23 protein-coding genes and 3 pseudogenes are annotated in these 26944 nt (G+C 41.2%); 10 read left to right on the plus strand and 16 right to left on the minus strand.

Going from position 1 to position 26944, the window contains the following annotated elements; genetic code table 11:
* Positions 1–78 precede the first annotated feature (78 nt).
* Together V7K40_RS03630 and V7K40_RS03635 are read right to left on the minus strand one after the other, a co-directional pair.
* Entirely contained in the window at positions 79–255 is a 177-nt protein-coding gene (locus tag V7K40_RS03630) for a hypothetical protein (RefSeq protein ID WP_334956804.1), read from the minus strand.
* 67 nt (positions 256–322) lie between these two features.
* Positions 323–1360 (minus strand): annotated as a pseudogene (locus V7K40_RS03635) (transposase).
* A gap of 142 nt (positions 1361–1502) precedes the next feature.
* Here V7K40_RS03635 and V7K40_RS03640 point away from each other — a divergent pair.
* The 6 genes from V7K40_RS03640 (at position 1503) to V7K40_RS03665 (ending at position 6173) form a co-directional block, all read left to right on the plus strand.
* Entirely contained in the window at positions 1503–2297 is a 795-nt protein-coding gene (locus V7K40_RS03640) for a hypothetical protein (RefSeq protein ID WP_334956806.1), read from the plus strand.
* 253 nt (positions 2298–2550) lie between these two features.
* Complete coding sequence (locus V7K40_RS03645; protein WP_334957014.1) at positions 2551–3342, plus strand: DNA methyltransferase; 792 nt, start codon at positions 2551–2553, stop codon at positions 3340–3342.
* Between the two features lie 144 nt (positions 3343–3486).
* A complete protein-coding gene (locus V7K40_RS03650; RefSeq protein ID WP_334957016.1) occupies positions 3487–4026 on the plus strand; it encodes a DUF2887 domain-containing protein in 540 nt (179 codons plus the stop codon).
* 240 nt (positions 4027–4266) lie between these two features.
* Positions 4267–4398 (plus strand): hypothetical protein, encoded by a 132-nt coding sequence (locus V7K40_RS03655; protein ID WP_334956808.1) that lies wholly within the window; start codon positions 4267–4269, stop codon positions 4396–4398.
* Positions 4399–4569: 171 nt separating this feature from the next.
* Entirely contained in the window at positions 4570–5445 is an 876-nt protein-coding gene (locus V7K40_RS03660; RefSeq protein WP_334956810.1) for a DEAD/DEAH box helicase, read from the plus strand.
* The gene (locus tag V7K40_RS03665; RefSeq protein WP_334956812.1) at positions 5445–6173 is read left to right on the plus strand and encodes a DUF1998 domain-containing protein; all 729 of its coding nucleotides are present in this window, start codon (positions 5445–5447) and stop codon (positions 6171–6173) included. The genes V7K40_RS03660 and V7K40_RS03665 overlap by 1 nt, the downstream gene beginning before the upstream one ends.
* A gap of 86 nt (positions 6174–6259) precedes the next feature.
* Here the strand turns inward: V7K40_RS03665 and V7K40_RS03670 are convergent, their stop codons facing one another.
* From V7K40_RS03670 to V7K40_RS03690, 5 genes and pseudogenes are all read right to left on the minus strand, one after another.
* Complete coding sequence (locus V7K40_RS03670) at positions 6260–6763, minus strand: TniQ family protein (protein WP_334956814.1); 504 nt, start codon at positions 6761–6763, stop codon at positions 6260–6262.
* 8 nt (positions 6764–6771) lie between these two features.
* A pseudogene (locus V7K40_RS03675) lies at positions 6772–7422 on the minus strand (TniB family NTP-binding protein).
* Positions 7423–7599, minus strand: a complete 177-nt coding sequence (locus V7K40_RS03680) for a hypothetical protein (RefSeq protein ID WP_334956816.1) — start codon at positions 7597–7599, stop codon at positions 7423–7425.
* Between the two features lie 55 nt (positions 7600–7654).
* Entirely contained in the window at positions 7655–8152 is a 498-nt protein-coding gene (locus tag V7K40_RS03685; RefSeq protein ID WP_334956818.1) for a Mu transposase C-terminal domain-containing protein, read from the minus strand.
* A gap of 209 nt (positions 8153–8361) precedes the next feature.
* Positions 8362–8655, minus strand: a complete 294-nt coding sequence (locus V7K40_RS03690) for a helix-turn-helix domain-containing protein (protein ID WP_334956820.1) — start codon at positions 8653–8655, stop codon at positions 8362–8364.
* 587 nt (positions 8656–9242) lie between these two features.
* Here V7K40_RS03690 and V7K40_RS03695 point away from each other — a divergent pair.
* Positions 9243–9554, plus strand: a complete 312-nt coding sequence (locus V7K40_RS03695; RefSeq protein WP_334956822.1) for a hypothetical protein — start codon at positions 9243–9245, stop codon at positions 9552–9554.
* A 1672-nt stretch (positions 9555–11226) separates the two neighbouring features.
* On the opposite strand, the gene V7K40_RS03700 is transcribed toward V7K40_RS03695, so the two are convergent.
* On the minus strand, positions 11227–11526 hold the full coding sequence (locus V7K40_RS03700) for a hypothetical protein (RefSeq protein WP_334956824.1): 300 nt from the start codon (positions 11524–11526) through the stop codon (positions 11227–11229).
* Positions 11527–11704: 178 nt separating this feature from the next.
* On the opposite strand from V7K40_RS03700, the gene V7K40_RS03705 reads away from it, so the two are divergent.
* Positions 11705–13180: a filamentous hemagglutinin N-terminal domain-containing protein gene (locus V7K40_RS03705; protein ID WP_334956826.1), complete on the plus strand. Its 1476-nt coding sequence runs from the start codon at positions 11705–11707 to the stop codon at positions 13178–13180.
* A gap of 578 nt (positions 13181–13758) precedes the next feature.
* Here V7K40_RS03705 and V7K40_RS03710 read toward each other — a convergent pair.
* The 5 genes from V7K40_RS03710 to V7K40_RS03730 form a co-directional block, all read right to left on the minus strand.
* Positions 13759–17316: a DUF4912 domain-containing protein gene (locus V7K40_RS03710; protein WP_334956828.1), complete on the minus strand. Its 3558-nt coding sequence runs from the start codon at positions 17314–17316 to the stop codon at positions 13759–13761.
* Between the two features lie 377 nt (positions 17317–17693).
* A complete protein-coding gene (locus V7K40_RS03715; RefSeq protein WP_334957018.1) occupies positions 17694–18824 on the minus strand; it encodes a precorrin-8X methylmutase in 1131 nt (376 codons plus the stop codon).
* 113 nt (positions 18825–18937) lie between these two features.
* The gene (locus V7K40_RS03720; protein WP_334956830.1) at positions 18938–19561 is read right to left on the minus strand and encodes a hypothetical protein; all 624 of its coding nucleotides are present in this window, start codon (positions 19559–19561) and stop codon (positions 18938–18940) included.
* 3 nt (positions 19562–19564) lie between these two features.
* Complete coding sequence (locus V7K40_RS03725; RefSeq protein ID WP_334956832.1) at positions 19565–19912, minus strand: STAS-like domain-containing protein; 348 nt, start codon at positions 19910–19912, stop codon at positions 19565–19567.
* 16 nt (positions 19913–19928) lie between these two features.
* Positions 19929–20840 (minus strand): ATP-binding protein, encoded by a 912-nt coding sequence (locus tag V7K40_RS03730; RefSeq protein ID WP_334956834.1) that lies wholly within the window; start codon positions 20838–20840, stop codon positions 19929–19931.
* Positions 20841–21071: 231 nt separating this feature from the next.
* On the opposite strand from V7K40_RS03730, the gene V7K40_RS03735 reads away from it, so the two are divergent.
* Positions 21072–23003, plus strand: a complete 1932-nt coding sequence (locus V7K40_RS03735; protein WP_334956836.1) for a heavy metal translocating P-type ATPase — start codon at positions 21072–21074, stop codon at positions 23001–23003.
* Positions 23004–23371: 368 nt separating this feature from the next.
* On the opposite strand, the gene V7K40_RS03740 is transcribed toward V7K40_RS03735, so the two are convergent.
* Positions 23372–23836 carry an RpiB/LacA/LacB family sugar-phosphate isomerase gene (locus V7K40_RS03740; protein ID WP_334956838.1) on the minus strand — a complete coding sequence of 155 codons (465 nt, stop codon included), beginning with the start codon at positions 23834–23836 and terminating at the stop codon, positions 23372–23374.
* Positions 23837–24275: 439 nt separating this feature from the next.
* On the opposite strand from V7K40_RS03740, the gene V7K40_RS03745 reads away from it, so the two are divergent.
* A complete protein-coding gene (locus V7K40_RS03745) occupies positions 24276–24572 on the plus strand; it encodes a hypothetical protein (RefSeq protein WP_334956840.1) in 297 nt (98 codons plus the stop codon).
* Between the two features lie 21 nt (positions 24573–24593).
* On the opposite strand, the pseudogene V7K40_RS03750 reads toward V7K40_RS03745, so the two are convergent.
* Positions 24594–24779, minus strand: a pseudogene (locus V7K40_RS03750) (ISAzo13 family transposase); the annotation flags it as partial.
* A gap of 315 nt (positions 24780–25094) precedes the next feature.
* On the minus strand, positions 25095–26729 hold the full coding sequence (locus V7K40_RS03755; RefSeq protein WP_334956842.1) for an efflux RND transporter periplasmic adaptor subunit: 1635 nt from the start codon (positions 26727–26729) through the stop codon (positions 25095–25097).
* Positions 26730–26944: the final 215 nt, after the last annotated feature.

The following is a 26944-nucleotide window of genomic DNA, read 5'->3' on the forward strand; positions in this document are numbered from 1 at the left end:
ACCTCAGCCTAAGATTCTCTTTAGGGTAACAGCAAGAGGTTTTTGGGGCAGTTGGTCGTGAGTAGCGATCGCTTTTGCTTAATCTTGAGGAAAGTCTGGAGGTAAGATAACAATTCCTTTGACAACTAGTTGTTTAAATTGATTGATTAAATCAGCTTGCCGTAATATTCGGGTAATGTATTTAAGCCGTCGGCCAAAGTCTGTCCCCCAATCTTTCACGGTTTTTGGACTATTACCTGTAACTTGTACGATCACATTAATACAGGACTTACGCAACTGTCACAAGCAATGGCCCGGCTACACCGCGCCGAGCGCCAAGCAACTATGCGATAAACATGGGAACAGTAGGACGTTTTAGTTGCTCAACTAAATAATTTGATAACAACCCATGCTTAATTTTATAGATTGTTTGACCAGTTTTATAAGCTAAATTTTTAAGTCTAAGCCAGACTAAAATAGCGCAAGCAATATGATTTCTTTGAATACGGTCCTTACGGCACTGACATGATTCAATGCCAGTCAATTGCTTTAATTCTCGGTGAAACTCCTCAACTTTCCATGGTTCGCGCTAGCGTGCCGGAGGCACACTTTACACACTTGTTGTACAACGTCCGTAGAATCTTGAGATAAATCATTTTTGCGAATTAAATCCGTTCTGTCGGTCGAGACAGTTACAAAGGAATTGCTTCACTTTTTTAGGAGATGGGAATTTATTTATTTTGACTATTTTACTGATTTTAGCTTTTGTTGATTCCCAGATAACAATTCAATTCTTTGATAATCTTCAAGACAAGCCGTATCATCTAGAAGTCGATTACGTTTCAAAGAACAATAGTAATATTTTCCTAAACCATCAATATATAACATCAATTTATTTGTCGCATACCAAGTGTCCATTAAAACGGCTTGGAACGGTAAACTTTTATGATACACAAGGTTTTGCAGCATCTCTGACACATGATCTATCTTTGTTTTTCCATCTGTATCTGGGTCATAAATCCGATAATCAACTACCCAAAATTTTCCCACTTCATGATTGACATATATACAATTTATTAACCCAATCCCTTGAATGACTCTATGTTCGTTACCACTATATTGTCGTTTACTTGTCTCTATTTCTGTGGCGGTTCTTTTATCAATTACTGTATCATCAAAAACTAGATATGCTTGAGCATTTACTTCAATGATATCTTTGAGATTATCCCAAAGCAAACGTGGCGTTAATTTTTCATTCTTGAGATAACGGTTAATTTGATCGTGACTAATCTGTTCTAAATGCTTTGCTAAAAAAGTTAACAGTGTAATTAATTTGACTACTCAACAAGTATTGGCAATAGTTAAGTTTCCTAAATCTCATACAGGCAGTGCATTTAATTGGCAGCATCCTCTACTGATATTCTCATAATTTGAACAACAATTTACACAGTTGATTACTATTACTCATTTCACCAATCTCCTCTGGATACGCTACTTTCTATATAGTACGTAAATACTATAAAATGGCGATCGCACTGTGCCAGTTGCGTAAGTCCTGTAATGGTTTTCGCTGGCGGTTACTGCGCGACTCTTCCTTGATGACTCGTTTGACTTATATCGAATTTGATTTAGAACAGATTCTCAACGGTGAGAACTTTGCCGAGTTTGGACTATTTTATCGGTTGTTTCACCGTTCCCGCTTGCCTGAAGGTGTGGATGATGCGGATAAGTGCTTGCTGGAATATTACCACCAAGAAGCACTGCAACAGGGGGGACGGGTACGCGACAGACTTCGAGATGGGGTAGAAAAAGCACTAATCCAGCTAGGCACAGGTTTTCTCCAACATCCAAGTAATGACAATTTGCGGCAGAAGCTTGTTGCTGGTACAGAATTAACGGATATCGAATATTATCGCCAACTGTTGCGGCTGATTTATCGCTTGCTGTTTTTGATGGTGGCAGAGTTTCGCAATTTATTAATTGGAGATGATGTAGAGAAAGCGCGAATTTATCGTGAATATTATAGCATTGAGCGACTACGAGAGTTAGCCGAGCGTCCCCATTGGCGGCAAGAAGGGTTTCAAGATTTATGGCAGGGTTTGCGGGTGAGATTCCTGCTGTTTGATGAAAACTGGAGAGGAAAATATTTAGGATTATCACCATTAAATGGCGATTTATTTGGTTCGTACACTCTACCAGCTTTAGATGGTTGTGCTATTGATAATCACGATTTGCTAGTAGCGATTCGGGAGTTATCATTATATCAAGATAAGGGGCAATTACGACGGGTAAATTATGCTGCCTTAGATGTGGAATAACTGGGTAGCATATATGAAAGTCTCCTTGATTTTCACCCAGAAATATCTCCTAAAAATTACGAATTCAAATTAGTATTTGGTAGTGAGAGGAAAACTACAGGTTCTTACTATACGCCAGCGCAGCTAGTAGGACAACTGATAAAAACAGCTTTAGAACCATATAATTGAAGAAAAAGTTCGTAGTTGCGCTTTAGCGCCTCTTGATTCGGATGCGCTAAAGCGCAACTACGAACAAAGTTTACTCAGCCTGAAAATTGTAGACCCCGCCTGTGGTTCCGGTCATTTTCTCTTAGCCGCAGTACGTCGGGTAGGAAAGGAATTAGCTAAAATTCGCACTGGGGAAGCTGAACCAGGCAGTGAACCTTTAAAGTTAGCGATTCGAGATATTATTCAAAATTGCATTTATGGTGTGGATTTAAACCCCTTGGCTGTTGATTTGTGCAAAGTAGCCTTATGGATTGAAGGTTTTTCTTGCGGCTTCCCTCTTAACTTTTTAGACCACAGGATTAAGTGTGGTAATTCCCTTGTGGGAGTGATGGATTTGAGTTGTTTGGATGAGGGAATTCCTGATGAAGGGTTTAAGCCAGTAACAGGTGATAATAAAAATCTATCTACACAGCTTAAGAAACGGAATAAACAAGAACGTGAGAAAAAAGGACAACTATCAATTGATGAGAAATTAAAAATTGATAGTGTAGATTATGCAGAAATGTGGCGACAGTTAGGGATAATTCCTGAAACCACGCCACAACAAGTTAAATATAAGCAAAAGCAATATCAAGAGAATCTGCAAGAATCGAGTTGGTGGTTGAAATATTCTGCTTGCAACTTATGGACAGCAGCTTTTTTTATACCATTAACTGAGCATCATTTACAGTTACTACCTACAACTGAAGCATTAAACCGTTTAAAACGTGAAAAAGTAGAAAAAATTGCAAAATCAGATGATAATTACGAATTACGAATTACAAATTACGAATTAAATAAGGTTGTAGATGCGGCGAATAAGTTAGCTGAGGAAAAGCACTTTTTCACTGGTGTTTAGAGTTTCCTGAAGTATTTGAATATTTACTGCTTTGCACACAAAAACTAAGTTTTGTTTATTAACTATGTCTAATAGTTGCAAGCAAAATATTTCTTTTTATTTTATGTTAACTAAAATAAAAGATTTAAATGATAATAGACAAGTATTTTCCTTTACTTTACTCAATATCAGCCACCTAACCCTGACTGGTTTGCCATAGTCATCTATGACAAACGCAGCAATGAACGTAGCTATCCCCAACGTTATCGTTCTTTGCTAGAACCTCATCTACGTCGCTTTTACCTAGACGAACTTGATGGCGCACCAGATGATTCTCTAGGAATAGGAATTGTACGCTTAGTTATAGAGAGTGGGAACAAAGCCAGAGAATTCGCCAAAACCCTAATTAACAAAGCTAACGAGGAATTGACAGATACTCTCATCCAAAGAAAAATTCTAGAATTTATAGAGACAATCATAGTCTACAAGTTTCCTAATTTAAGCCCCGAGGAAATAAAAACCATGCTGAATTTAAATTTACTTAAACAAACCAAAGTTTATCAAGAAGCGAAAGAAGAAGGAAAACTAGAAACAAAATTAAAAATGATACCAATTTTGCTGGAGCTAGGATTAAGTGTTCAACAAATTGCTGAACGTTTAGAACTAGATGTGGAGGAAGCAAGGAAAACTATACAAGAGATATAAAAATATAAACAATTGGCTTATAAAGTAAATCTTAAGTAGTCTAACACACCGCTACATAACAAGTGCGTTAGGCTCTCATGTCACATTTTTCATGACAAATCATCTCGAAAATTTTATTTTTACTTTATAAATAGCTTCTAAGTATTTTGTTATTTTCTGTGTCTATAACGGGAAATATAGTATATAAAGTACGTTGACGAAATAACGTACCCTATATAATAAAACCTAGAATCAAAGTTTATGAAAATTACTATAAAGCTACAAGAGTTATTACAGCAACCTGAAAATGCCATTTTACCTATTAGCAATTTATTACCACAAAAATTAGCATTGCTAGATTGTACAGGAGTCGTAGCTGTTACACCAGAGTAATTAACTTTGCTATTTACAGGTATTCCTCAAAATTGGGATATACAATAAATTGAAGAAATATTCAACTTTTCTACTATTACTCCAGCTTTTAACCATCAACTTCGAGAATGGATTGACCAACGCTTAGGACGCACTTCACCCCCATCATCAATTACAAATTACGAACTTGTATTGAGCGCAGCCGAAATATTACGAACTACGAATTATCTTGATATTTTTAATTTCCGCAACGAAGTAATTGGCGACTACCGCCGCTATATTGAAAGCTTCCTCAAAATCCGCTACCAAAAAGTAAAAACCTTTGTCGATAACGAGTTAGAAAAAGGTCAACTCTGGACTGACCCTTTAGTACAACTTAACCCTAAATATCGTCCTGGCGTATCTGTCACCACATTAGTACAGCAAGGTGTTCTACATCCAGACTCTATACGCTACTTCTCACAATATGGTGAAGCTTATTCCTTCCACTCTCACCAAAAACAAGCCTTTGAAACAGCGCAACGTCAAGAACCCTATGTTGTCACCACAGGAACTGCTTCTGGTAAAAGCCTAACTTATGTTGTCCCCATCATTGATGATTTGCTACACCATCCTGAAATCAAAGGAGTTAGGGCTATTTTGGTTTATCCCATGAATGCCTTAATTAATTCTCAGGAAGAAGAATTAAGAAAATTTCTCAAACAAGTCCTTAACACCCATATTCGCAAGGCTTTGCTTACCCGCTTATTATCAATGGAAACTGCGATCGCCTGGAGACGAGAACGCATTACCTGCGACGAAGAAGAACGCCTCAAATACGGTTATAACATCACCACCCACTTCCGTTACGATAAACAAAAACGCCAATCAGCAACCGTACAAACCGCCGATGGCACAGAATTATTACGTTTAACTTACGGTGCTACAGCAGATATCTGGCATATTAATCGCGGACTGAACAAGAAAAAAAGCGAGGAACGAGGATTTAAACTCGATATCAAAACTGGTATTTGGGGCGAATCCAAAAACGACTCGGTAAAAGATAGCATTCACACCGACGTAACTTAATGGTGAAAAACACCTGCAATATCCTAGTCATCGAACCATTAAGTGTTCCCACAAAAGAGAGAGAAGCTTTTATTGCCACCCTACAATACGCCCTGGAAACTGCCATCCAAGCAGTGTACAAATTAGAAGCCGACGAACTCGACTCCGAATGCTTGGGAGACGGGAAATATTTACTATTCTGGGAAGCGTCGGAAGGCGGTGCAGGTGTCCTTTCTCAACTGTTAGAAAACAGTAATGCTTTCCAAAAAATAGCCGATGCAGCTTTAGATATATGCCATTTACAAGAAACTAAAGATAGCTGTGTTCAAGCTTGCTACGAATGCTTGCTTTCTTACCGCAACCAGTTCGACCATGCTTTGATAAATCGCCATCTCATCAAAACCTTGCTTGACGAACTGCAAAAAAGCACAATGCAGATAGAAGGAATATATTGTGATGAACAGTATCAACAACTGCTGCAACAAACAGACCCAAATTCCCAATTTGAGCGAATAGTTTTAGAAGAAATTTATAAACGCGGATATAAATTACCAGATTCTAGACAGGAATTAATTCCAGAGACGAACTGTAAGCCAGATTTTCTCTATAAAGAAGATGGCATTGCTGTTTTTTGTGACGGTTCAGTTCATGACAGCCTTGAGAAACGTAGACAAGACAGAATTGAGCGAGATAATCTCAAGCACAGTACCACTTACCATGTCCTTGTCCTACGACATGATGAAGATTAGCAAACAGAGTTGACAAAACTAGCTGGTTTGTGAGTGGCTTTAGAGTGCGATAGGGCAGTGTTCGCACCTCTAACCTTAAGCCATTTTCAAAGACGTTTCTGACGCTTCGCCATTGTTGCAAAAGGCAAAAAACAGTGAGGACATTCACCCTGTACCCAATCTGCGGGAATCGGGAAACGAGTCTCACAGTTAGTACATTTGGTTAACAAGCGTAAATTGTGGCGATCGCATTTCATCACATCCTTAAACTGCCATTGAATACGATGATAGAGTGATTCTGCATAGCAAGCACCACATAACCGAATTGGTCTGAGTTTCATAGTCACACCTTTTGGTGGCAGAATCTCTCTAAGCTTCTCAACTTCCACACCAACTATACCAGCCAAAGCTTCCAACTCCTGCTGTGTCGGAAACGGGTTGAAATAACACTTCTCCCACCTACCAATAACACCACCTAACCCCGTCAATTTACCAAGTTGAGTTGCAGTTAAATAATTCTCCCGACGAAAACGCCCTAAAAAATGGCTTAAGCTTTCACCTTGGAGTAGTTCAATATCAAAAAATCTAGGCTCTTTCGCTATATTTTCCATCACTCAAACTACTCCAAAACCTCATCTAAAGTCGCTTTATCAATATTACTTAACCCTTTTCTCAAAGATAAAATCGCTGCTCGTCTTAAAACCCTATCCACCAAACCAATCTTGCCACCTGTTTTTTGATACAACGGCATTAAAGTTTCTTTCCTAGTTAGATTTGATGGCACGGGTAAACACAAAACTTCATCTTCCCAAATTTGTAATAACTCGGTAAATTTTTTCTCTGACACTAATTGCAAACGATAACATTCTATGAAACGGTCATGAATATAAGGTTCTTTCTTGATGAGATTATCCAGACCATCAGTTCCCACAAGCACAATTGCAATTTTCAATAAATCGTAAATTCGAGCAATTTCGCTAAAGGTATTCAACTTCAAAAAATTTGCTTCATCAATAATCAACATTTCTACTTTTGATTCTTTAATGAGCCGCAGTACTCGTCGCCGTAAATCAGTTAATTTACCCGAAGTTGCATCATATTTTAAACTTTATAAAATTAATGTTAGTAGTTCTCCCGCCGAACAATCTCCTGGAGCCTGCATATATAAAACAGTTACAATATCCCGCTTACCTGTTCTTTTTTGCGGCTTATTCAACAGTTTATAAACGTCACAAGTAACTGACTTCCCCGCTCGTGGTGGCGCAACAATTCAACCACATTGTTTGGAAAGACGCAAACTATCCAACCAATCATGAATTTTTGGGATATGGTCAAGCTCTACAACGCTGGGAGTAATCAACCTTCCAATTTGCGGCATCAATTCTTCTGGGATTTGGTCATCTCCCCATAAATTTTGCACCCACTTACGCAAAGATTCGTCTGTCATAATCTATGATAGCTCAAATATTTGATTTACTTAAATTTGACCCATTTTTATCAAACTAATCGTCATAATCTCGACGAAGTTGTTCATAGTCAAATACTCTAGGTCGCCGTTTTTGTTGAGGTGTTTCTTGTATTTGTTGAACTGGTTCGTGAATTTGAGGAGGTTCGTACACCGGATAAACTTGAGCTTGTTCTTCTTTTTTACGTTCTTTGTGGCTCTTTTTCTTCTGCTTGATAAAAGTGTCCCTATCCCGCACTTCTGCCAAAATAGATTTATTACTTATCTGCTTACCAGTATCACGAATTTTTCGACTTGCTGCTTTCGCTTCTTCCAAGGAAATCTGCTCAGTTTCTAAGTCAATCGCATGTGCCTGAGACAACAACACTTCTTTTCCCGAATCTTGACGATATACAAAAACTGTTGATATGTCTCTAGGGTCAAATCGCAATATTACACCCTCACCCGCATAACCTGCTAAATATTCCCCCTTATAGGTAATGTTCTCAAAACTCACATACCCACCTTTGTAAATACTGCGGCGTGTCTTTTTCATCAAACAAATATCTAATTGCCGCTCGTCAATTAAACTTGGTAGTGCAGGTAAACCAGCTTCCCAGCGTTGAAACCGCGTTTGTCCGCTACGAGCATCAAGTCGCTGATTGTAGTTATCAATAACATAGCGAATAATTAGTAGTTGTAAGTCTCGCAGCGTAATACAAGCTTCTTCTTCAGCATTTTCTGGACGTTGCTGAATATTAGAACCTAAATAGCCGATAAACCCTGCTCTTGATACTTTTTAACAAGTCGCTGCACCGTCCGAACCGTCTTACCAAGCTTTTGTGCCGCTTGCTTAAGTTTGATTCCATAGGTTTTGCGATCGCATGGCTCAATTAAACTTTGTAATACCTCCATCCTTAGCTTGGCTTCATCCGAGAGTTGGGTAATAATCGTGTTCGTTGGTTCTGCGTCCTCATCCTCTAAAATTTTTTTACAGTGAAAACTAATCCGCCACTTTTTTGCTTTTTCTACAGCAAAGATTACTAAATTAGATAACAAATATTTAAATAAACAGAATCAAGTAAATAATCAATCAATAGATAACTTATCCAATTAATGCATTATTACCCTCACTAATATCACTACAAGCCTTACCCAGTAAAAATTACAGGCTATAATTTACTTTACAACTTTTTTATAAGCTGAGGATTTTGTCTCAGGCCCCATTCATAAGTGATCGCACATAAGGAAAATTAATTAATATCTAAAGCTAGGTGTTGGGCACTCAGAATAACCGCAAGATCCTACTCTACTAGGTGACTCATATTGATAAGTTGTATTAGGTTGATAATTACCTTTAATACAGGATTTAACCCCCATCATTATTAATAGTGTAAGAATCCCTCCAACTACTTGACCCCCTGAATTATTAATACTCATATCATCTACTTGAAAATATTTCAAAACTTCTATCTCAAGCTACTATATATAATAACTACCTCATCATCAAAGAAACACTGAAGTCACATTACAAGTGTTTATACTCACTCAAGTTTGGGGCACCACTATTAGTAACTTCAGTAAACTCACCAATGGAACTGTATAGAATCCCTAATATAGTTAATTAATTATACAAGGGTACTGTTATGTTGGAAAAGAGAAAAGAAGCTGTTAAAAAGTTATACCAAGCCTACAAGCTAATAGGAGAGGTTTTACCTTTAAGTGAAGAACATATTTTATCGATAAATGATGGAGAGGCTATACAAAACTTAATGGATTTTGCCAAGCAGCTTGAAAAATATATATCAGATATAGGGTCGATTGATGATGTATCTTTTCATTCTGATAAGCATTTAGATTCAAATAAAATACTTGAGTACACTAATAATAATGTGACCTTTCCAACTCAGCGTGGGGCTGTATCAACTGTCAAAAGTAAACACAACAGACCTAGTTAGGTTAACCTTGTTTTTCTCCAATGGGTGATCGCTGCAAGTATACTTTGCTAAGTATAAATACTTATAAAGTTTGGGCGGCACTATTAATGTGTAGGAGAGAGGGAGATAACTATAGTAGAGAACTGACAGGATTAATCTGAAACAGAAATCTCAATAGTCAACTGAATATATTCACCCAACTTGTTGCTACCTTCTCTCAAACCTATAAGCAAACTTGAGTATGGTAAGCTCCAGCCTCAGGCTTTTAAATTAAGTAAATTGATAATAGTAAATTCATAAACAAAAGTGATTTAACTTCCCTTAAAGATAAGGACTCTTTGTTAAGTTAACTTGAGTAGACTCCTTAAAAGTTAGCTAAACCTCACTTTTTTGACTATAAACTTTAAGTCCTTTTTTCTCAAGCCATTTGATAAATTCTTTAACTCTATCAGTGGTATTTATTTCCCTTTTAAATTTCTTTAGGTTCCCTAGTAGAGAATCATCAGCAGCAGAATAATGTTCTATCAACCTTTGCTCTAATAACTTAATTAAAGGAGGCTGCTTAGGTTTAGAAGTAGAGCCGCCATTAGAGCCATTTCGATTACCAGTATAAACTAAACCTTCTAACCAAGATTTGTACTTATGTAGTGAGCAAGGCTTTTAGGGCAGGTAGTATGTCCTCTCTGAAATGACCTTTTTAATTTAAGGGCGGCTCAATTTCCCAAGTGTCCTCTTAGTTTTATATAGCAATTCTCATTTGAATGAGGAACAGGGGTAGGGACACGGCAATGCCGTGTCCTTACGAGTATCTGTGTTCATATGTGGCTAATTATTTTTTCTGTACCTTACCTATGCGGGAACCGCTATAGTACTCTTCCCAATTGACAATTTCCCCCTTTATAAGGCAATACAGTTCAGTTAAGCATTTCTTCCTTCTCTTTCCTCCCTTCCTTTGTGTCCTACCCTGCGGGAAGCCACTTCTCTTCTCTACGAGAGGCTGCGCCCTAAGCGAAGCTATGCCGCAGGCTTTACGGGACGCTGCGCGAACGTGTCTATGGGCGCTTGGCGGTTCGTTAAAAAATTGACTTTGATAGAGAGTTAAGCCTTAACTGAACTGTATTGCTTTATAAGGGGGTAAAGGATGTACTTCATTTAGATGCAAAACCCTGTAATTCTGCATCAGCAGCTACCGTTATCAAATAGTCTATTAAACCATCTGAAAACGCGAACATTAGGTGAACGAGCTATGAGTAACCAATGATCGCAAAACCAAGCGAGTAAGTTGCCTATGCTGTTAATTATATTTGGCAGGATGCTGTAACTAATTTAGCTGATATCCGCGGCACTAATTTAGGCGATCGTACCTGAAGCGATGATTGGACTAATTTGTTAAAAGCTATTGATTTGTCATAATTTGCCTCTGCGCCAATTGTTGCGCGTTATCGCTGTAGAAAAATTGTGGTTTAAAGAATAAAGTGGCGGCTTTTAAATGATAGAATGTGCGCCAAAAGATTGCTGTAATACTTGTTATTACGTTGTGCAGGATCTAGAGCGATCGCGTCATCAAAAAAAGTGCCACTCATTCTTACTCTCAATTCTCCGTATAATATTCAATTCGATACTCACGCACCGCCTTAATTAATAGCGTTATTACTATTGACAAAACTAGTTTCATCTTAAACTGTCACCAATGCTAGATAGAAATCTGCCCCGCCTGCGAACTTATGATTGGAACAACTATACAGGGAGGAAGAGGAGGGTCAGGTATAGGGGGTGTTCCACACTCTAGAGTTTTAGGGTCAACCAGAGAGACTAGTTGAGACTTAATTACACTTAGTGTTCCTCCTACAGTTTTTTCAAGGACTACTTGAGACTTACTTACACTTAGTGTTCCTCCGACAATTTTTTCAGCCTCCACATCTGTAATGTCCTGCTCAACAATTGATTCAATATGGTCTAAATCCCAGATTTTTATTTTCAAGGAATGATGCATAGTAATTACCTAATTAATTATTTTTCCTTAGAGGTAAAATCATCTCTATTTAATAACCCAAGTTGCAGCAGAAGTTTTTCTGCAAATTATGCTATTTATTTACAAAACTTTATAATTTATGCTGTCCAAACAGCATAAAAAGCCCTGATCATTACTGTTATTAAGGGAAATTCATCAAATGACTGAGAACTTACGCACTTCGTGCTGGCTTTTAAGGCTAATGATTTCTTTAGCTATTAGTGGCGCATACGTCAATACTGGGGATTGCACCTTTGCTCAAATTACGCCTGATAGCACTTTACCCAATAATTCTACTGTGAAACTAGAGGGGAATACCAGAATTATTGAAGGAGGAACTCTATCTGGAAGTAATCTTTTCCACAGTTTTGAGCAGTTTTCTGTACCCGCTGGCAGTCAGGCTTACTTCAACCACGCTTTAAATATTCAAAATATCATCAGTCGCGTCACGGGTGGTTCTGCTTCTATAATTGAGGGTCTGATTTCAGCCAATCCCAAAGGCTCTGCTAACTTGTTTTTTCTCAATCCCAATGGAATTATTTTTGGGCCTAATGCCCAATTGGACATCAAGGGTTCGTTCATCGCAACTACAGCAAATCGCCTCAAATTTGCAGATGGTACTCTGTTTAGCGCGTTTCCTTCCCAAAACACACCTCTGCTAACGGTAAGTGTTCCCATTGGCTTGCAATTTCAGGGAATAGCAAAAAGTATTCGTGTAGAAGGATCTGACCTCAAAGTGCAACCTGGTAAAACTTTAGCACTCGTGGGCGGTGATATAACGTTGCAGGGAGGTGAACGAGCAGCTTTAGAAAAACCGAATTTGGCAGTTCCAGGAGGACGGATTGAGCTAGGTAGTGTGGCTGGTGTTGGAGAAGTGAGCTTGAACCAGAAAGATGACGATTGGGTACTGGGGTACGCCTCTGTAAATAATTTTGGCGATATTCGGCTGGAAGACGGAGGGTATGTTGATGTTAGCGGTACTGGCGGTGGTGATGTTCAGATTCAAAGCAATAATTTGGCTTTAATTCAAGGCTCATTGATTTATGCCGACACACAAGGTACGGAGGCTGGTGGACAGGTGCTTGTCCACACAACAAAGGCGGTGACTCTCACTGAGGGTTCAAAGATTACAGCCGATGTTGCTTTAAAAGACGCAACTGGAACCGGGGGAGACGTGACGATTGAAACTGGACAGTTGAATATTCAGGGGGATCTCTCATTTGTCAGAGCTGGCACCTTAGGCAAGGGACCGGGGGGAAAGCTTACCGTTCGCGCCTCGGAGTTTGTGGAACTAGCAGGAACAACAAGCGGCTTGTTCACTCAAACTGACGATGTTGGAAATGCTGGAAACTTGACAATTACCACTCGAAGGTTAAGTTCTCAGAATGGAGCGCGAGTATCAACTTCTACTCAAGGCGAGGGACACGGGGGAAATTTGACTGTAACTGCCACCGATTCTGTGGAAGTTATTGGTGTTGGTAGCGGCTTGTTCACTCAAACTTTCGGTGCAGGAGATGCTGGAGACTCGACAATTAATACCAGACGCTTGAGTGTCCAAGATGGAGCACAAGTATTAACTGCTAGTCGTGGTCAAGGAAAGGGAGGAAATTTGTTTGTGGCTGCTAGCGATTTTTAGATTTTAGATTGCGGAGTGGGTAGTTGCTCTGTGACCATCAATTATATAACTAGCTCGCAAAATTAAATTTCACCATCTTGAGAATATTCAGGTTGTTAAGAAACCTCATGATCACAAATCTGGTTGTTCGAGTAAGGACAAGTCGCCGAATTGTGTCACATGTCTATGTCCATTTTACCACTTTGTCAATGCGTAATATCAGGTTCGGTTCAACACTTATAATATCTGTAGGTTGGGGAGCCACTGCGCCCAAGAGGGTTTCCCGACTTGTTCGCTCTTAGCGTTCCCGCTCTTTAGCAAGTGGCGTTTGAGGAACGAAACCTAATATTAACAAGAAGTAAATGTTGGGTTTCACTGGGGGGTTAGGTTTTTGATTACTGAATCGATGCTCTAGAGGATTTAAATTTCTTAAAGATCCGATTTTCTTTACTGAAGTGTATTTGTCAAATCTCCAAAACGGTTAGCATCCCCATCTGCAAAATTCCCCTTGTCCCCAAGTCTCTTTCTTTAATAACCCTCTCCCGATTCCCCCCTTTTAAGGGGGAAATCGGGTTAGAAAGGATAACTCAGGATAATTGCTAGCTTTCTGAAGTTTCTTGGGAGAACTTCTTATGGATAGTTCTAGTGGATTCCCCATCAGCACCTACCGTTATCAGATAGTCCATTAAACCATCTGAAAAGGGGAGACGTAAGTGGAAAGTACCATCGGGTTTAATTTTGATGGTATGACCACCAATGTTTACACTTGTATTTGGTTGGGTTGCTCCGTGAATAATCAACTCAGCATCTGTCACAAACCAGAAATCTTCGTGGGAACGACTGAAAACGCGAACATTGGGTGAACGGGCTATGAGTAACCAACGATCGCTATCAGCAATATAGCCAATTTCAACCATGTAGTCGCGATCGCTCACGGGAATAGCCACAAAGCGTCCCTGTACTACCTCTTCAGATTCATACTGCTGTACAAGCTGGGGATTTTGATAACTCAAGTCAATCCCAGTTACATCGTAGAGCCGCACTAGCAATTGGGAGCCGCCTTGTTGTTGCAGTGCTTCCTTCTGAGTCTTGGAAATGTACCAAGAGACATAAGCCCACTTGGGAGTGCGGGGTGTGAGCGCTACACTGCTCTCTTCTTCACTGCTCTGTTCTTCGGTTTCTACCAAGTCAATAGGTGTCTGGCTTGCTAACGCTACATTTTCAACGGTGGAATCTGTATGCACAGGATTGAAGACACGAACGATCGCTGAACGGGCTATAAAGAACCAGCGATCGTCATCAGCGACATAGCCAATTTCAGCTATGTAATCGCGATCGCTGATGGGAATTTCTACAAAGCGATCGTTTGCTGTCTCTTCACATGCATACTGCTGTACAAGGTGGGGACTTTGATAACTTAAATCTATCCCAGTTACATCATAGAGCCGCACTACTAAATCAGAGCCGCCCTGTTGTTGTAGTTCTACTTTTTTGGTTTCGGAAATTTCCCAAGAGACATCAGCCCATTGCAAAGTGTGCGATGTAAGGACAATACTGCTCTTTTCTTGGTCATCTACCAAGTCAATATCTGTTTCATCCCCGATTGCCAGATTATCAACTATCGGATCTAGAAGAACAGGACTGAAGACACGAATAACTGCTGAACGGGCGATGAATAACCAGCGATCGCCATCAGCGATATAGCCAATTTCAGCTATGTAATCGCGATCGCTGACGGGAATATCCACCAGGCGATCGTGTGCTGTCTCCTCAGATTCATACTGCTGTACAAGGTGGGGACTTTGATAACTTAGGTCTATCCCAGTTACATCATAGAGCCGCACTACCAATTGAGACCCACCCTGTTGTTGCAGCGCTGCTTTCTTGACTTCGGAAATCTCCCAAGAGACATGAGCCGATGTAGAAGTATGCGGCGTGAGTACAATACTGCTCTCTTCATCTGCATCAACCAAACCAATAGCTGTTTCGGCTGCAATTGGCTCATTGTCAACCGTAGTATCGGTTTGTCCTTGGGTATCTGATCCAATGGTAGTCCAGGCTCCAATCCCTGCGCCTGCTAAAGCCGCTGCGGCGGCAAAATCTGTGGAGTCAGCTTCAGCTACAGTCGGCTCTGCTTGATATTCTGACTCTAGCAAATCGGTAGTGGGTTCAGATGCGTCCGCTACCAGATTCAATATATCTTCTGGAAATTCTGGGAAATCGGGCAGTGAGGATGTTTGTGCCGCTGAGGGTTCTATAATATCCGTTGCCGCTTCGCCAGACTCTGGTAAGGGCAATTCATCTCCTGAGGCTGTATCTTCAGTTGAGGTGATACTGTTTAACCAGTTCAATTCTGCCTGAAGTTCCTCATCTATCTGATCTTCACTAACTTCTGTGTCCCAATAGTCAAATTCAGATGTTACTTCTGGCACATCTGGTAATTCTGGGAGTGGGGCTGTCACCTCAGATGCCTCTTCTGGAATATTACCCAGGTGAGGGTATGAAGTATTTACTACAGCCGCCGGAGCTTCTATGTCCCATGCAACTTGATCAGAATCAGGAATGTTTGTCTCTGGATAATGCTCTAGATGGACTGTCTCATCAATGGTGTCTATTTCTGTTTCTTTGTTGTTAAAGGTAGACCAGGTAGCCGCCCCGATTCCTGTTGCTAAAGCCGTACCACCGGTTAAAGCTGCGGCTCCCAAGTTGTTATTACCTGATCCATTAGCTACTCCAGAGGTTGTGCCTTCATGGAGCTTAGAGTTACCATTGGTTGCCTCTTGGACTAAATTCGATGTCTCGTGAGTAGCATTTTCCGTCAGGTCAGATTGTGTTTGAGCATAGATGTTGAAAGGAGTGCGATCAGGGCTTTCTTGCTCTTGGAAGTGCGGCACTGAATCCTCCTCAAGCATCGCTCCGTTAACGGGCAGGGATGTGCTGGCATTGAGCACCGCCATTTCTGCACCTTCTGTGCTGGGTAGATCAGGATCTGATTCTGGTAAGTTGTCTGTTTTCTCAGTCGGCAATGGACGTTTTCCCAGAATCCACCAGAGTAATGCTCCACCTACGGTAATAAAAAAGACAGGTAGCAGCAACCAAAATGGTGTTTCCCTGTTGACAATTGGACTAACTTGTGAAGTAGCAGGAGCCACAAAGGGCTGTTCGCCAAATGCAGAAGTGGTGGCACTAGGGGAAGGTGTAGCAGGTATCGTCTTAGCACTGGGGGAAGGCTTGACAGCAGGTTGTGATCCGTTCGCTGCGATCGCAACTGCTTCAGCAGTTCTACCTTGTTCTATAGCCTTCTGTCCTGGAGGTGCAAGGGTAAAGCCGAGAAAATCTACTGTGGTTAAGCTGGGATTTTTTTTGTAAACGTAAACTAAAGGTTGCGAGAAGGGATATTTCGCATCATCTGGCAAGGCTTGATGTAATTCCAGAACACGCACACCTTTGAGCTTTGACACCTGATTAGCTAACACATAGCTGATGCCGTCTTTGCCCAGTTGTTTGATGATTTCTGCGGTATTATCCTCACTTACTTGGGTAGCATTGGCCCCTGTAGCAAAGTTAGCAGTCTTGAAGGCTGGATAAGTACGAAAAGTATTGCGAGTCTCACTGGTGTTAGGGTGATCAATTAATCGAATCTTCCCTGAAGACCCTCCCAGTTGTGACCAATTTGTAACTTCTCCCCGAAAAATCCGGGCAAATTGCTTACTAGTCAAGCTTTGCTTGAAAGGATTATTAGCACCAACCACGATCGCAATCTTCTCACGGCGCAAGCGAACTTGCTCTAGTCCTTGGGCTTTTTCTGCTGGCGTCAACCCACGCCCCATTGCTGCTATGTCGATTTTGCCAGCTAGCAAATCTTTCAGTGCCGTACTAGTGCCATTAGCAGCAACTTCAACCTTTGTGCCGGAAAACTGTTTTTCAAAATTCTCTTTCAGGCTTTGGTTGATTGCACCCAAGCTACTTGAACCGTCAATCCGCACTGTTGTCCCGTTCTGCACTGTTTGCGGCAGTGAAAAAGCGGGAGAATTAGGTTTAGATTGGGCCAGCATGGGTGCTGACACCAGCAAACTTGCTGCCATAGGGGTTGTAGCTAAGGCAACCCATAATACCAGATTGACTATTGAATTATCTTTTTTTTCTTGTTGCCACATAAGCCCCTTAATTAAAGTAAAAAATAGAAAGCCTGCTAGTCCTAAATCGGATCTGTTTAGGGATTATCGAGGAGACGCGCTAATTATACATCTGAGTTATCTTTACTTCTAATTCCTTCAGCGCACTCGTATTGTTTTATACTCTGCATTAGCTTGTATAGCATGAGAATTTATACTCTAATTGCCAGAGTCTGTTTACTATAAATTTTTCTAATTTATATTGCAAGTTATACCAAGTTGGTAGTTTTTGGCCACAATTATGAATTATTGAATTACTAAAACTGGTAAAGTGTACCAAATTCAATATTATTTAACAATATTATTTTCAGTATTGCTGAGTACTGAGTATCGTTGTGTCAGAACTGAGTACTCAATGTTCAGCACTCAGCAGAATCTACTATATTTTTGAGATAACAATGACAATCTGGCTTATCAATCAGTGACTCAACCAAGGCATTTAAGGCAGTAGCAGCTAAAGCCCCACCTCCCAAGGTTCCTTCAACTGTAATAAAAGGTATCCCTTGTTGCATCAGTTGTCGCTTGGCTGCGGGAGCATGGCTAAAGCCAATGGGCATTCCAATTACTAGTGCAGGTTGAATTTTCTGGTTGGTGAGCGCTTCACAAACTTCTACAAGGACTGAGGGGGCATAACCGACTACCAGCACACAACCCTGATTTACTTGCTGCAATTTTGATCGCCATTCTCGATGTTGCCAAAAGGCAAGTTCTGCCTCTGTGGCGGTGGTAATATGGGGATTATCAATCAAGGTTTCAATGTGGCATCCCAAGTGAGATAATCGGGTTTGATCCAAAGCAGCAGCAACCGTTTGGGTATCGACAACAATTTGACAGCTTGCAGATAGGGCTTCTCGACTAGCTGCGATCGCACCTGGACTCAACTTGATAAAAGACACCAAACTGACATCACCACAGGCCAAAACCAGCTGAGAAATTAAGTGTTGTTCAATTTCCGAACGGTGAGACAAATCAGGTAGTAAACGTTGTAGCGATTCTGAGAAAGCTTCTGAATGCGTATGAATTTCGGCATCCAAACCACTCCACAGGTTTTCCAATCCCCCCAATCCAGCTTGAGTTTCAACATCGAGTAACTTGAGTTGTGCCAAAACTTCCGCTTGCATAATTTGACAATGGCGATCGCGCCCCAATAATCCTTCTAGTGCTGATGCAGTTTGTCGCAGTTGAGAAATTTGTTGCATCACCGCCCGATATTGCTGCTGGAGTTGTCCCATGAGGTTAACAGTTGTGTCAGCTTCTGGTTCCACCTCCAAAATATTGCGGATATGGTTTAGCTGAAACCCTTGCTGCTTGAGGGCGACAATCCGTTGCAACCGAAGGACATCTTTTTGGGTATAGAGGCGATAATTGCTAGGCGATCGCACTGGTTGCGGTAATAGTCCCAATTGATGGTAATGGCGCACCATGCGCGGAGTTAAACCGCCGCCTACCAAGTGGGTTAATTGCTTAATTGTCAGCTCACTGCTCTTGATTTCCACAAATTACGGTATTAAAGAGGTTAATTATTACCGAGGGGATATTTAAGAAACGCAATGTCTGACGACAAGCCACTGCGTGTCTACGCTTTTAACCTAGCTTAGTTAAACTATCTGCTAGCTGATAATTTTTTCTGTATATTAGCTTCTTGGATGACGTAGTTGTTGCTCGTAAATACTTGAATACCTGGAACAACAGCATAATCCATATCATGTGTGATAATTTTAATTTTCCCTGCTCCTGCTCTACTAATAGCTTCGAGAAGTAGTAGATCGTAGCCATCAACAGCTTGAGTTTGGAATCTGTTTAGTGCTGCATCCGTTGTTGCGTCATCTACTGTCAGATCAACAGGAACAGCAAATGCTTTAACCTGACTCCAAGCTGACTGAACTTCGGCAACAACATTCATCCGTTCATTTGAGTAATTATGACGGTATTCCTTAAGTGGCAAATACCCATGCGATTTTGTATAAATGTTATATTCAGTTTTCTCAATGATATGAGCAAGTTCAGCCAAAATTAGTCCAGAATATGTCAGTGTGGCTCCATTTACAAGAGCTTGATTAATATATTTGAGATAATTGCTGAATCTGGAAGTTTGAGTACCAAACCCAGCATTTGTATACGTCTGCCAAAACCAGACGTTGGTATCTACAAGAAAAATATCATACTGCTGCGGATTATCAGTTTTGATATCGATGATATCAGCTTGGATATTAAGATTTACCACCATGCTTTAAAAAGTTGCAGCCTGCTCTGCGATCGCTGCATCCACCGCATTACGAAATTGCTCATCGGAATAGTAATGCTTCGCATTGGCAATCACACGCTCAAGAACATTCCACCCATCAGAATTTATAGCGGTGAACTCAACCAGTCGATTAAGGTTATCTGCTGGAATATCTTTCAATAGATGACCGATCGCAATGTTGAAAAAGGGAGACGCAAAGACCTGAACTCCAGTAAAATCTAATTCTACAGGGTCGCCAGAAAGCAGAACTGGATGAATCTGGTCATATAGCTTTTGCCCACTCTCAGCGCTGATGGCGTATTTCCCGACGAGATCAAAAATTTTGTATGCCATTCCTTTATCTCCCTATTTAAAATAACTGCTTCTTAAGTTGATGAGCTTCAGTTGCTAGGCAGTAGTAAGATTCATCACACCGAAGTGCAATATTAATCAGGGTTCCCTTAAAATTAGTACATGTGTTCTCATATATAATATTATCGCCTATATTGACATATCCGTCATTACTAAAAATTGTAAGGTTTCCATGATTTTTTACGATGAACTCTTGCAATAAATTTAAACCTGCGCCACGGGAGATACTGTCTTGCTTAGTGCTATTTCCCGGCTCGAACGCCCACTGTAGAGCCTCATTAGCACTCTTGTTTAAGTTCTGAGGTAGAGAGCGAACACTAGTAGGGATACCAATACCAAAGTCGATGACCGTCAGATGAAGAAAACCAAGTTTGGGGTAGTGCTGACCGCAGCTGAACACCCCCACAGCAGATTGACTATGATCAAATGCATTGAAATATATCTCTAAGACTCGCCCTGTAATTGCATCTTGTAGTCTTGGACTGATATTGACCCAATCTTTGCCCAGCCAATTATATTTCAGGTAATCTGCAATAGCACTCATATCCTGCTGAAGATCATTCCGGTAAGGTATGGAGTTGCCATCCCAAGGTTTGCTGTCAAAACCGAAATCATACAAGAAGCCATTCTGAGCTAAGTTCATCCGAATTTTGTCTGAAACTGTATTCCAATCAAAAGCGACAGAACCGCCACGAGCTTCGATAAGACGGAATAGTCCCCCCAAAAAAGCAACCCCGTAGTGTCCCAAGAATTCGCAGTAGTGAAAATCTACCTTGATATTTAAGCAATCTTGGGGTAACTGCTCAATTTCATCCCTGAGTTTAAATAACTTATTAAAATGATGGGGATTGTCATCAATCTTGGTTACATAAAGAATTAAATTTGGTTGGTTTTTAGTCTTTAACAGCAAGATAACTCCGACTATTACAGATATTTATTAGTTATTTATATCTTGAACTTGAAAATTGGGATCAACAACATTTAGCACATTTTTGCGATCGTGGAGCTTACTAGAGGCAATTGCTTTCATCCTCTGATAATAAATTTGAAACCCATTCTTGGAGCATTTGTCATGCTAAACCTTGACATTAACATTAATGTCAAGGTTTAGCGTGAGAGAGTCCTTGTTAATTCACCTCTCATGCTCTATCCCCAACGTTTCAGCCAATTCACCAGAGAACACGCAGATACCCTAGCTGCACTTTTATGTGGGTTGCTGCTATTTCTTGGATGGTTCGCCTTACATCTCGGCGCGTTGGAATTGGCATTCCTGCTGCTACCCGCTGCTTATCTAATTGGTGGTTACGAAAGTGCGCGGGAGGGATTGACTACCCTCTTCAAAGAAAAAGAACTCGATGTAGATTTGCTGATGATTGTGGCGGCTATTGGTGCTGCTAGCCTCGGCTTATGGCGAGGAGAATATCATCTAATTATTGATGGGGCAATTTTGATTCTCATCTTTGCCATCAGTGGCGCATTAGAAGGCTATGCCATGCAGCGAACTGAGCGGAGTATCCGTAGTTTAATGAGTTTGACGCCAGATACAGCAAGGGTTTTGCATCAGGGAAGGGAAGAGGAAGTTCCGATCAGTCAGCTAAAGGTGGGTGATGAGATTGTCGTCAAACCCGGAGAGCTAATTCCTACAGATGGGATAATTTTATCTGGTTACAGCACCCTCAATCAAGCTGCAATTACAGGCGAGTCTTTACCTGTAGAGAAAACAGTCGGCGCAGAAGTATTTGCCGGCACACTCAACGGCTATGGTGGATTGCAAATTAAGGTACACAAACCAGCCCAAAGTAGTTTAATTGTGCGTGTGATTCGTTTGGTAGAACAGGCAAAGACTGAAGCACCTCCTTCGCAAGAGTTTATCGATCGCTTTGAGAAGGGATATGCCAAAGTCATTGTTGTAGCTGGGATATTACTGGCAACTTTACCGCCATTTCTCTGGGGTTGGGATTGGGAAACGACGATTTATCGGGCGCTTACCTTCCTAGTGGTAGCTTCTCCCTGTGCGTTAATGGCTGCAATTATGCCTACGCTGCTTTCGGGAATTGCCAATGGTGCAAGACAAGGAATTTTGTTTAAGAATGGGGCGCAGTTGGAGAAGATTGGCAAAGTGCGAGCGATCGCATTTGATAAAACTGGTACCCTAACAACAGGACAGGTGCAGGTATTCCAAGTAATTTCAGCTAGTGAATACACTCGAAGTGATGTATTAAAAGCTGCTGCTACTGTGGAATCCTATTCAGAACATCCCATCGGTAAGGCAATTGTGCAGGCGGCTGGTGATTTGGACTGGGTTGGTGCAGTTCAAGTGCAAGCTATACCTGGACAGGGAATTGTGGGAATTGCTCAAGAACAACAGGTAATTGTAGGCAATGCCGTTTTTGTGCAACAGTATGTGACAAATTTACTTGATGAATTGCAAGAAATGGCTCAATCTTTGGAGCAAGAAGGTAAAACTGTGGTTTGGGTAGCGAAGAATCCCACCCCGCTTTCTCTTAGGGGAGCCGATATGATGGGTATAATTGCGATCGCAGATGAGGTGAGAGTGGAAGCAGCCGTAACTATTACCCGCTTAAAGAAACTGGGAATTGAGCAAATTGTCATGTTAACTGGGGATAATCAGGAAACTGCTTACAGTGTCGCCAAAGCAGTAGGAATTGATCGGGTATATGCTCAACTTCTGCCAAAAGATAAGTTGGATGTTATCCGTCGTCTACAGCAACAATATCAAACTGTGGCAATGGTAGGCGATGGGATCAATGATGCACCAGCCCTAGCGCAAGCATCTGTGGGTATAGCGATGGGAATATCTGGTAGTGATGTGGCATTGGAAACCGCAGATATAGTACTGATGGCAGACAGGTTAGAAAAAATTGCCGTGGCGATGCATTTGGGTAGGCGATCGCAATCCATAGTCAAACAGAATATATTCGTAGCGTTGGGTTTCATTATGTTGCTTTTAGTGGGCAACTTTCTGGGAAATATTAACTTACCTATTGGCGTCATTGGCCATGAAGGTTCCACAGTATTAGTTACCCTCAGTGGTCTGAGATTGTTGAAATAAGGCACTTTTCTCTCTTTTCTCTGAGTCCTCTGCGCCTAGAGCGGTAGCCTGCGGCAAGCCACTGCGTATCTACGTTAAAATTTGAATGCGACGGAGTTCTAAGCCTGATTAATCAGTATCAAAGACTGATAGGACTTACACACACTCTACGATTCTTCTCTACCAGAGGCTGCGCCAACGCCAACGCGCAGCCTCTGGTGGAGAAGGCGTCTTGACGGTAGCCTGCGGCCATTGGTGTTAACTTAAGCTCAAACGCTTACACAACATACGTTTTACCCCACCCCCAACCCCTCCCCTTGGTAAGGGGAGGGGCGGTTTTGGCTTTAGACAAAACCGGGGTGGGGTAACGCGAAGAGTAGATGTAAATTTTAAATTTTTGATGCCGTTGCACTTTTCTCTAACTGTCTAATCCGCTCCATTTGCAAGAGGTTCCACTCATCTTCAGAATAGGGTGTGCTAAACCAGACATCTAATATTTCTTTAGCGATCGCTTCTGTAGTAGCACGTAAACTTAGTACAAGGACATTCGCATGATTCCAGATGCGGGCCCCGCGTGCCGTCTCGGCATCATGACACAAAGCTGCACGTATCCCTGAGACTTTGTTGGCGGCAATAGATGCACCTGTACCAGTCCAACAAAAGACAATCCCTTCATCTGCTTTCTGAGTTGCCACTGCTAAAGCAACTTTACTACAGCTGAGAGGCCAATCAACTTCAGGATCATTCTCGGTTAGGGAACCGAAGGGTATAACTTCATGCCCACGCTGCTTAAGTTCTACCACTATCCTATCGGTAAGGTTGGTGCGTTCATCACTGCCAATAGCGATTTTCATGACTTTTCACGCTTTCCCCTTTAAAGATGTAAATTTAAGTAGGTAGGCACAAAAAACGGGACGTACTAGGGTAATTGTGCAGGATAACGGGCCGATACATCAATGCTTTGGAAGTTCAGCAGTTATGGAAAAAGTGGGAATACATGGGTTTGTACATCAACTTTATTACCAAAATACTGTTCCGAAATGAATCCAATTGAATTGGAATGGCAACACTTAAAAAAATCTGAGCTATCTGGGCAAATAATTGATGATGAGTTCAACCAGTGCTTATGCCGTTATCGATGGTGTTAAAGCTAGGGGAGAGAAAGATAACTACAGTACTCAGCGTGTAAAATTTAACTTGAATGTCTCTGATTATATTTTCGTTACATACCTATAAATTTTTCTGCCTACCTACTTATACTTTTTAACATAAATTACTAAAAAATAAGAAAACATGCAGAACATTATTAATTTTCATCAGGACTTCAACAGATTTGTGGAAGATAGCTATTGTATTCTTCCAAGAATGCAGTTGCCAATCTCACCTCTTCAATATGTCTTGCGGGAGAAGCTTGTTAATCAAGATGGTCTTTGGTTAGAGTTTGGTGTTGCTAGCGGACACACCCTCAATCTCATCTGTGAGTATTGGTTACAAGGAAATGTTTATGGGTTTGACAGTTTTGAGGGATTACCATCTGATTGGCGTCCTGGATTACCTAAAGGAGCTTTTAAGCAACCAGAATTACCCTAGGTAAAAAGCAATGCGACTCTCGTAAAAAGCTAAACGTATGTTTAATTTGTATGATTGAGCAAATTCCAATATACGTTTCATAAATTGGGGACGTCGAGAATTGTTTTCTCCTCCATTATCTTGATTAATAAGTAAGGTTTTTATTTCCGAAAATCGTCGTTTTTCAGACTTCAAAAAATCTCCTAAAATATCAACGATAAAATCGCTATAAATAAATATAAGATAGTTTGTCATTGCGTACTCCAAAGGATAACCCGTTCGCCTTGGTCTTTGCCAGGAGAAGGGTATGAAGTGTTCGCGCCTTGGTCTTGTAGAGTTGCGATCATAAAGAGTGAGATTGCAACTCTACAAGACGCTACCACTCCACTGCCTTCGATACCCTACGCGAAGGCTTACGCCAACGCAATGACATTTTATATTTAATTTCGCCCAGCTACTTACTAAATCAATTTGATCGTAAACATCATTAGAAAATGGGTAGATAGAAATTGAGCATTACGTAGTTATCGATTGGTACAAATATTAAAAACTCCGACTACCCACTTCTTGCGGTGCAGGCTTGATGGGAGCGCCATTGGTTAGGCTGAGAATACCGGAAACAACAATTTTGTCCCCAGCTTTTAGTCCTTGGATAACTTGATAACTATTCCCCTGAATAACTCCCAATTTCACAGGTTTTTGTTGAGCTACTAAAGATCCTGCTTCAGCTTTAGGCTTTTGTGCCGATGCTTCAGCTTTAGGCTTTTGTTCTGGCGCTTCAGTTTTAGGCATTTGTTCTGGCGCTTGAGCCACAAACACAAAAGTCTCCCCACCCAAACGAGATACTGCTGTAACTGGAATTAAGATTCCTGGACGTTTGTTCCAGATCACTCTGGTTTGCACTGACTGAAGATTAAGCAATCGATTTCTCAAATTGCCAAAGTTGGCTTTCACCAAAACTGTCTGCGAATCTAAACTAGCATTTGGAGAAATAAAACTGATCCTACCCGTTGCTGTGGGTTGGCCTTGGGCGTTCAACATTTGCACAGGTAAACCCAAGCGCAACTTTTTGGCTTGATTTAGCGGAACGGATATATTCAGGTCTAAAGAGTCGTTTTTGGTCAATGTGGTGAGTTGATCCCCTTGTCCTACATACTGTCCTGGCTTGACTGGGATATTACCAACAATACCTGTGAAAGGAGCTAGGACTTTTGTGTATTGCACTTGGACTTGAGCCGACTGGACTTCAGCCGCTGCTTGGTTTACTTGCGATTGCCCCTGGGCAATATCTTCTGGGCGGTTGCCGTTCAACTGTTGCCTATAGAATTGTTTCTGTTGTTCTAAGGCAGCACCTAGCTGCTGGATATTAGCAGTTCTGTTTTTGCGGAGTTGCTCTAAGTTTTTCTGGGCTGCAACCACTGCTGCTTCAGCACTAGCTTTGTTTTTGACGTATTCATCTAGGGTATCTTGGGAAGTTGCCCCTTGTTTTGTTAATTCTGCGTATCGCTTTGCTCGTGCTTCTGCTAGTACTTGATCGGATTTGGCGGAATTAACTTGAGCTTCAGCCTGCTGAATTTGCTGTGGTAGCGATCCAGATACGGCATCTTGATATTTTGCTTGGGCCTGATCTAGCTGGGCTTTGGCTTGGGAAACTACTTCTGTTCGAGTCCCTGCTTTGAGTTCGGCAAGATTCGCCTGTGCTTGTTGTAGTGCTGCTTGTTTTTGTCGTAGCAGGGCTAGGGCATCATCAATTTCTAGGCTAATAATTACTTGCCCTTGTTGAACACGGTTGCCCTCTTTGATAAAAATCTGGCTAATTCGCCCTCCAACCTGTGGTTTGATTGGTACTGAGAGTGGTGCCTCTAAGGAGCCAATAAACTCCGAACTATCCTGCACAGTTTCAGTTTCCACTGTTGCTAGCTTAACGGAAACTGCCGGTTGAGGAGCTGCTCCAGCACCCTCTGGTGCATTGCTAGCATTACGCGTTTGCCACCAGCGCCAACCAAAACCAACACCTGCAATTAACAGGATAATTCCTAAGATTAGAGGCCAACGCCGCTTTCGAGGTGGCTTAGGCGATCGCTCTGACAATGGTCCTAACTCTTGACTAGAATCAGTAACAGCAGGCTGTTCTATTTCAACGGGAAGGGGAGACTCAGGGAACTCAGAATGGGACATCTTTGGTTTCTTCTCTTGTGGATTTAGACTTGGGCAATCTAGTTTTCGCTAAAAAAGCATTGTTTAAATAGTTTTTAGCTCTTTTTTTTTGATGTTGGGAACAAATATATATTTGGGTATTTGGCGATCGCTCACGATGTCTAGCACCTAAAACGAACAAATATAGTTCAGCACATTCTAGTTAATTTGTACATTTCCTAACTCCGATAATTTGT

The organism is Nostoc sp. (assembly GCF_036917195.1).
In the GTDB taxonomy this organism is placed as follows: Bacteria; Cyanobacteriota; Cyanobacteriia; order Cyanobacteriales; family Nostocaceae; genus Nostoc.

What these genes read in the sequence shown, in the direction of transcription:
- V7K40_RS03710 (WP_334956828.1), bottom strand. Translation starts at nt 17,316, where the DNA reads ATGTGGCAACAAGAAAAAAAAGATAATTCAATAGTCAATCTGGTATTA.
- V7K40_RS03670 (WP_334956814.1), bottom strand. Translation starts at nt 6,763, where the DNA reads ATGGAAAATATAGCGAAAGAGCCTAGATTTTTTGATATTGAACTACTC.
- V7K40_RS03680 (WP_334956816.1), bottom strand. Translation starts at nt 7,599, where the DNA reads ATGACAGACGAATCTTTGCGTAAGTGGGTGCAAAATTTATGGGGAGAT.
- V7K40_RS03640 (WP_334956806.1), top strand. Translation starts at nt 1,503, where the DNA reads ATGGCGATCGCACTGTGCCAGTTGCGTAAGTCCTGTAATGGTTTTCGC.
- V7K40_RS03745 (WP_334956840.1), top strand. Translation starts at nt 24,276, where the DNA reads ATGCAGAACATTATTAATTTTCATCAGGACTTCAACAGATTTGTGGAA.
- V7K40_RS03755 (WP_334956842.1), bottom strand. Translation starts at nt 26,729, where the DNA reads ATGTCCCATTCTGAGTTCCCTGAGTCTCCCCTTCCCGTTGAAATAGAA.
- V7K40_RS03665 (WP_334956812.1), top strand. Translation starts at nt 5,445, where the DNA reads ATGGTGAAAAACACCTGCAATATCCTAGTCATCGAACCATTAAGTGTT.
- V7K40_RS03740 (WP_334956838.1), bottom strand. Translation starts at nt 23,836, where the DNA reads ATGAAAATCGCTATTGGCAGTGATGAACGCACCAACCTTACCGATAGG.
- V7K40_RS03725 (WP_334956832.1), bottom strand. Translation starts at nt 19,912, where the DNA reads ATGGCATACAAAATTTTTGATCTCGTCGGGAAATACGCCATCAGCGCT.
- V7K40_RS03700 (WP_334956824.1), bottom strand. Translation starts at nt 11,526, where the DNA reads ATGCATCATTCCTTGAAAATAAAAATCTGGGATTTAGACCATATTGAA.
- V7K40_RS03720 (WP_334956830.1), bottom strand. Translation starts at nt 19,561, where the DNA reads ATGGTGGTAAATCTTAATATCCAAGCTGATATCATCGATATCAAAACT.
- V7K40_RS03655 (WP_334956808.1), top strand. Translation starts at nt 4,267, where the DNA reads ATGAAAATTACTATAAAGCTACAAGAGTTATTACAGCAACCTGAAAAT.
- V7K40_RS03735 (WP_334956836.1), top strand. Translation starts at nt 21,072, where the DNA reads ATGCTCTATCCCCAACGTTTCAGCCAATTCACCAGAGAACACGCAGAT.
- V7K40_RS03695 (WP_334956822.1), top strand. Translation starts at nt 9,243, where the DNA reads ATGTTGGAAAAGAGAAAAGAAGCTGTTAAAAAGTTATACCAAGCCTAC.
- V7K40_RS03705 (WP_334956826.1), top strand. Translation starts at nt 11,705, where the DNA reads ATGACTGAGAACTTACGCACTTCGTGCTGGCTTTTAAGGCTAATGATT.
- V7K40_RS03685 (WP_334956818.1), bottom strand. Translation starts at nt 8,152, where the DNA reads ATGAAAAAGACACGCCGCAGTATTTACAAAGGTGGGTATGTGAGTTTT.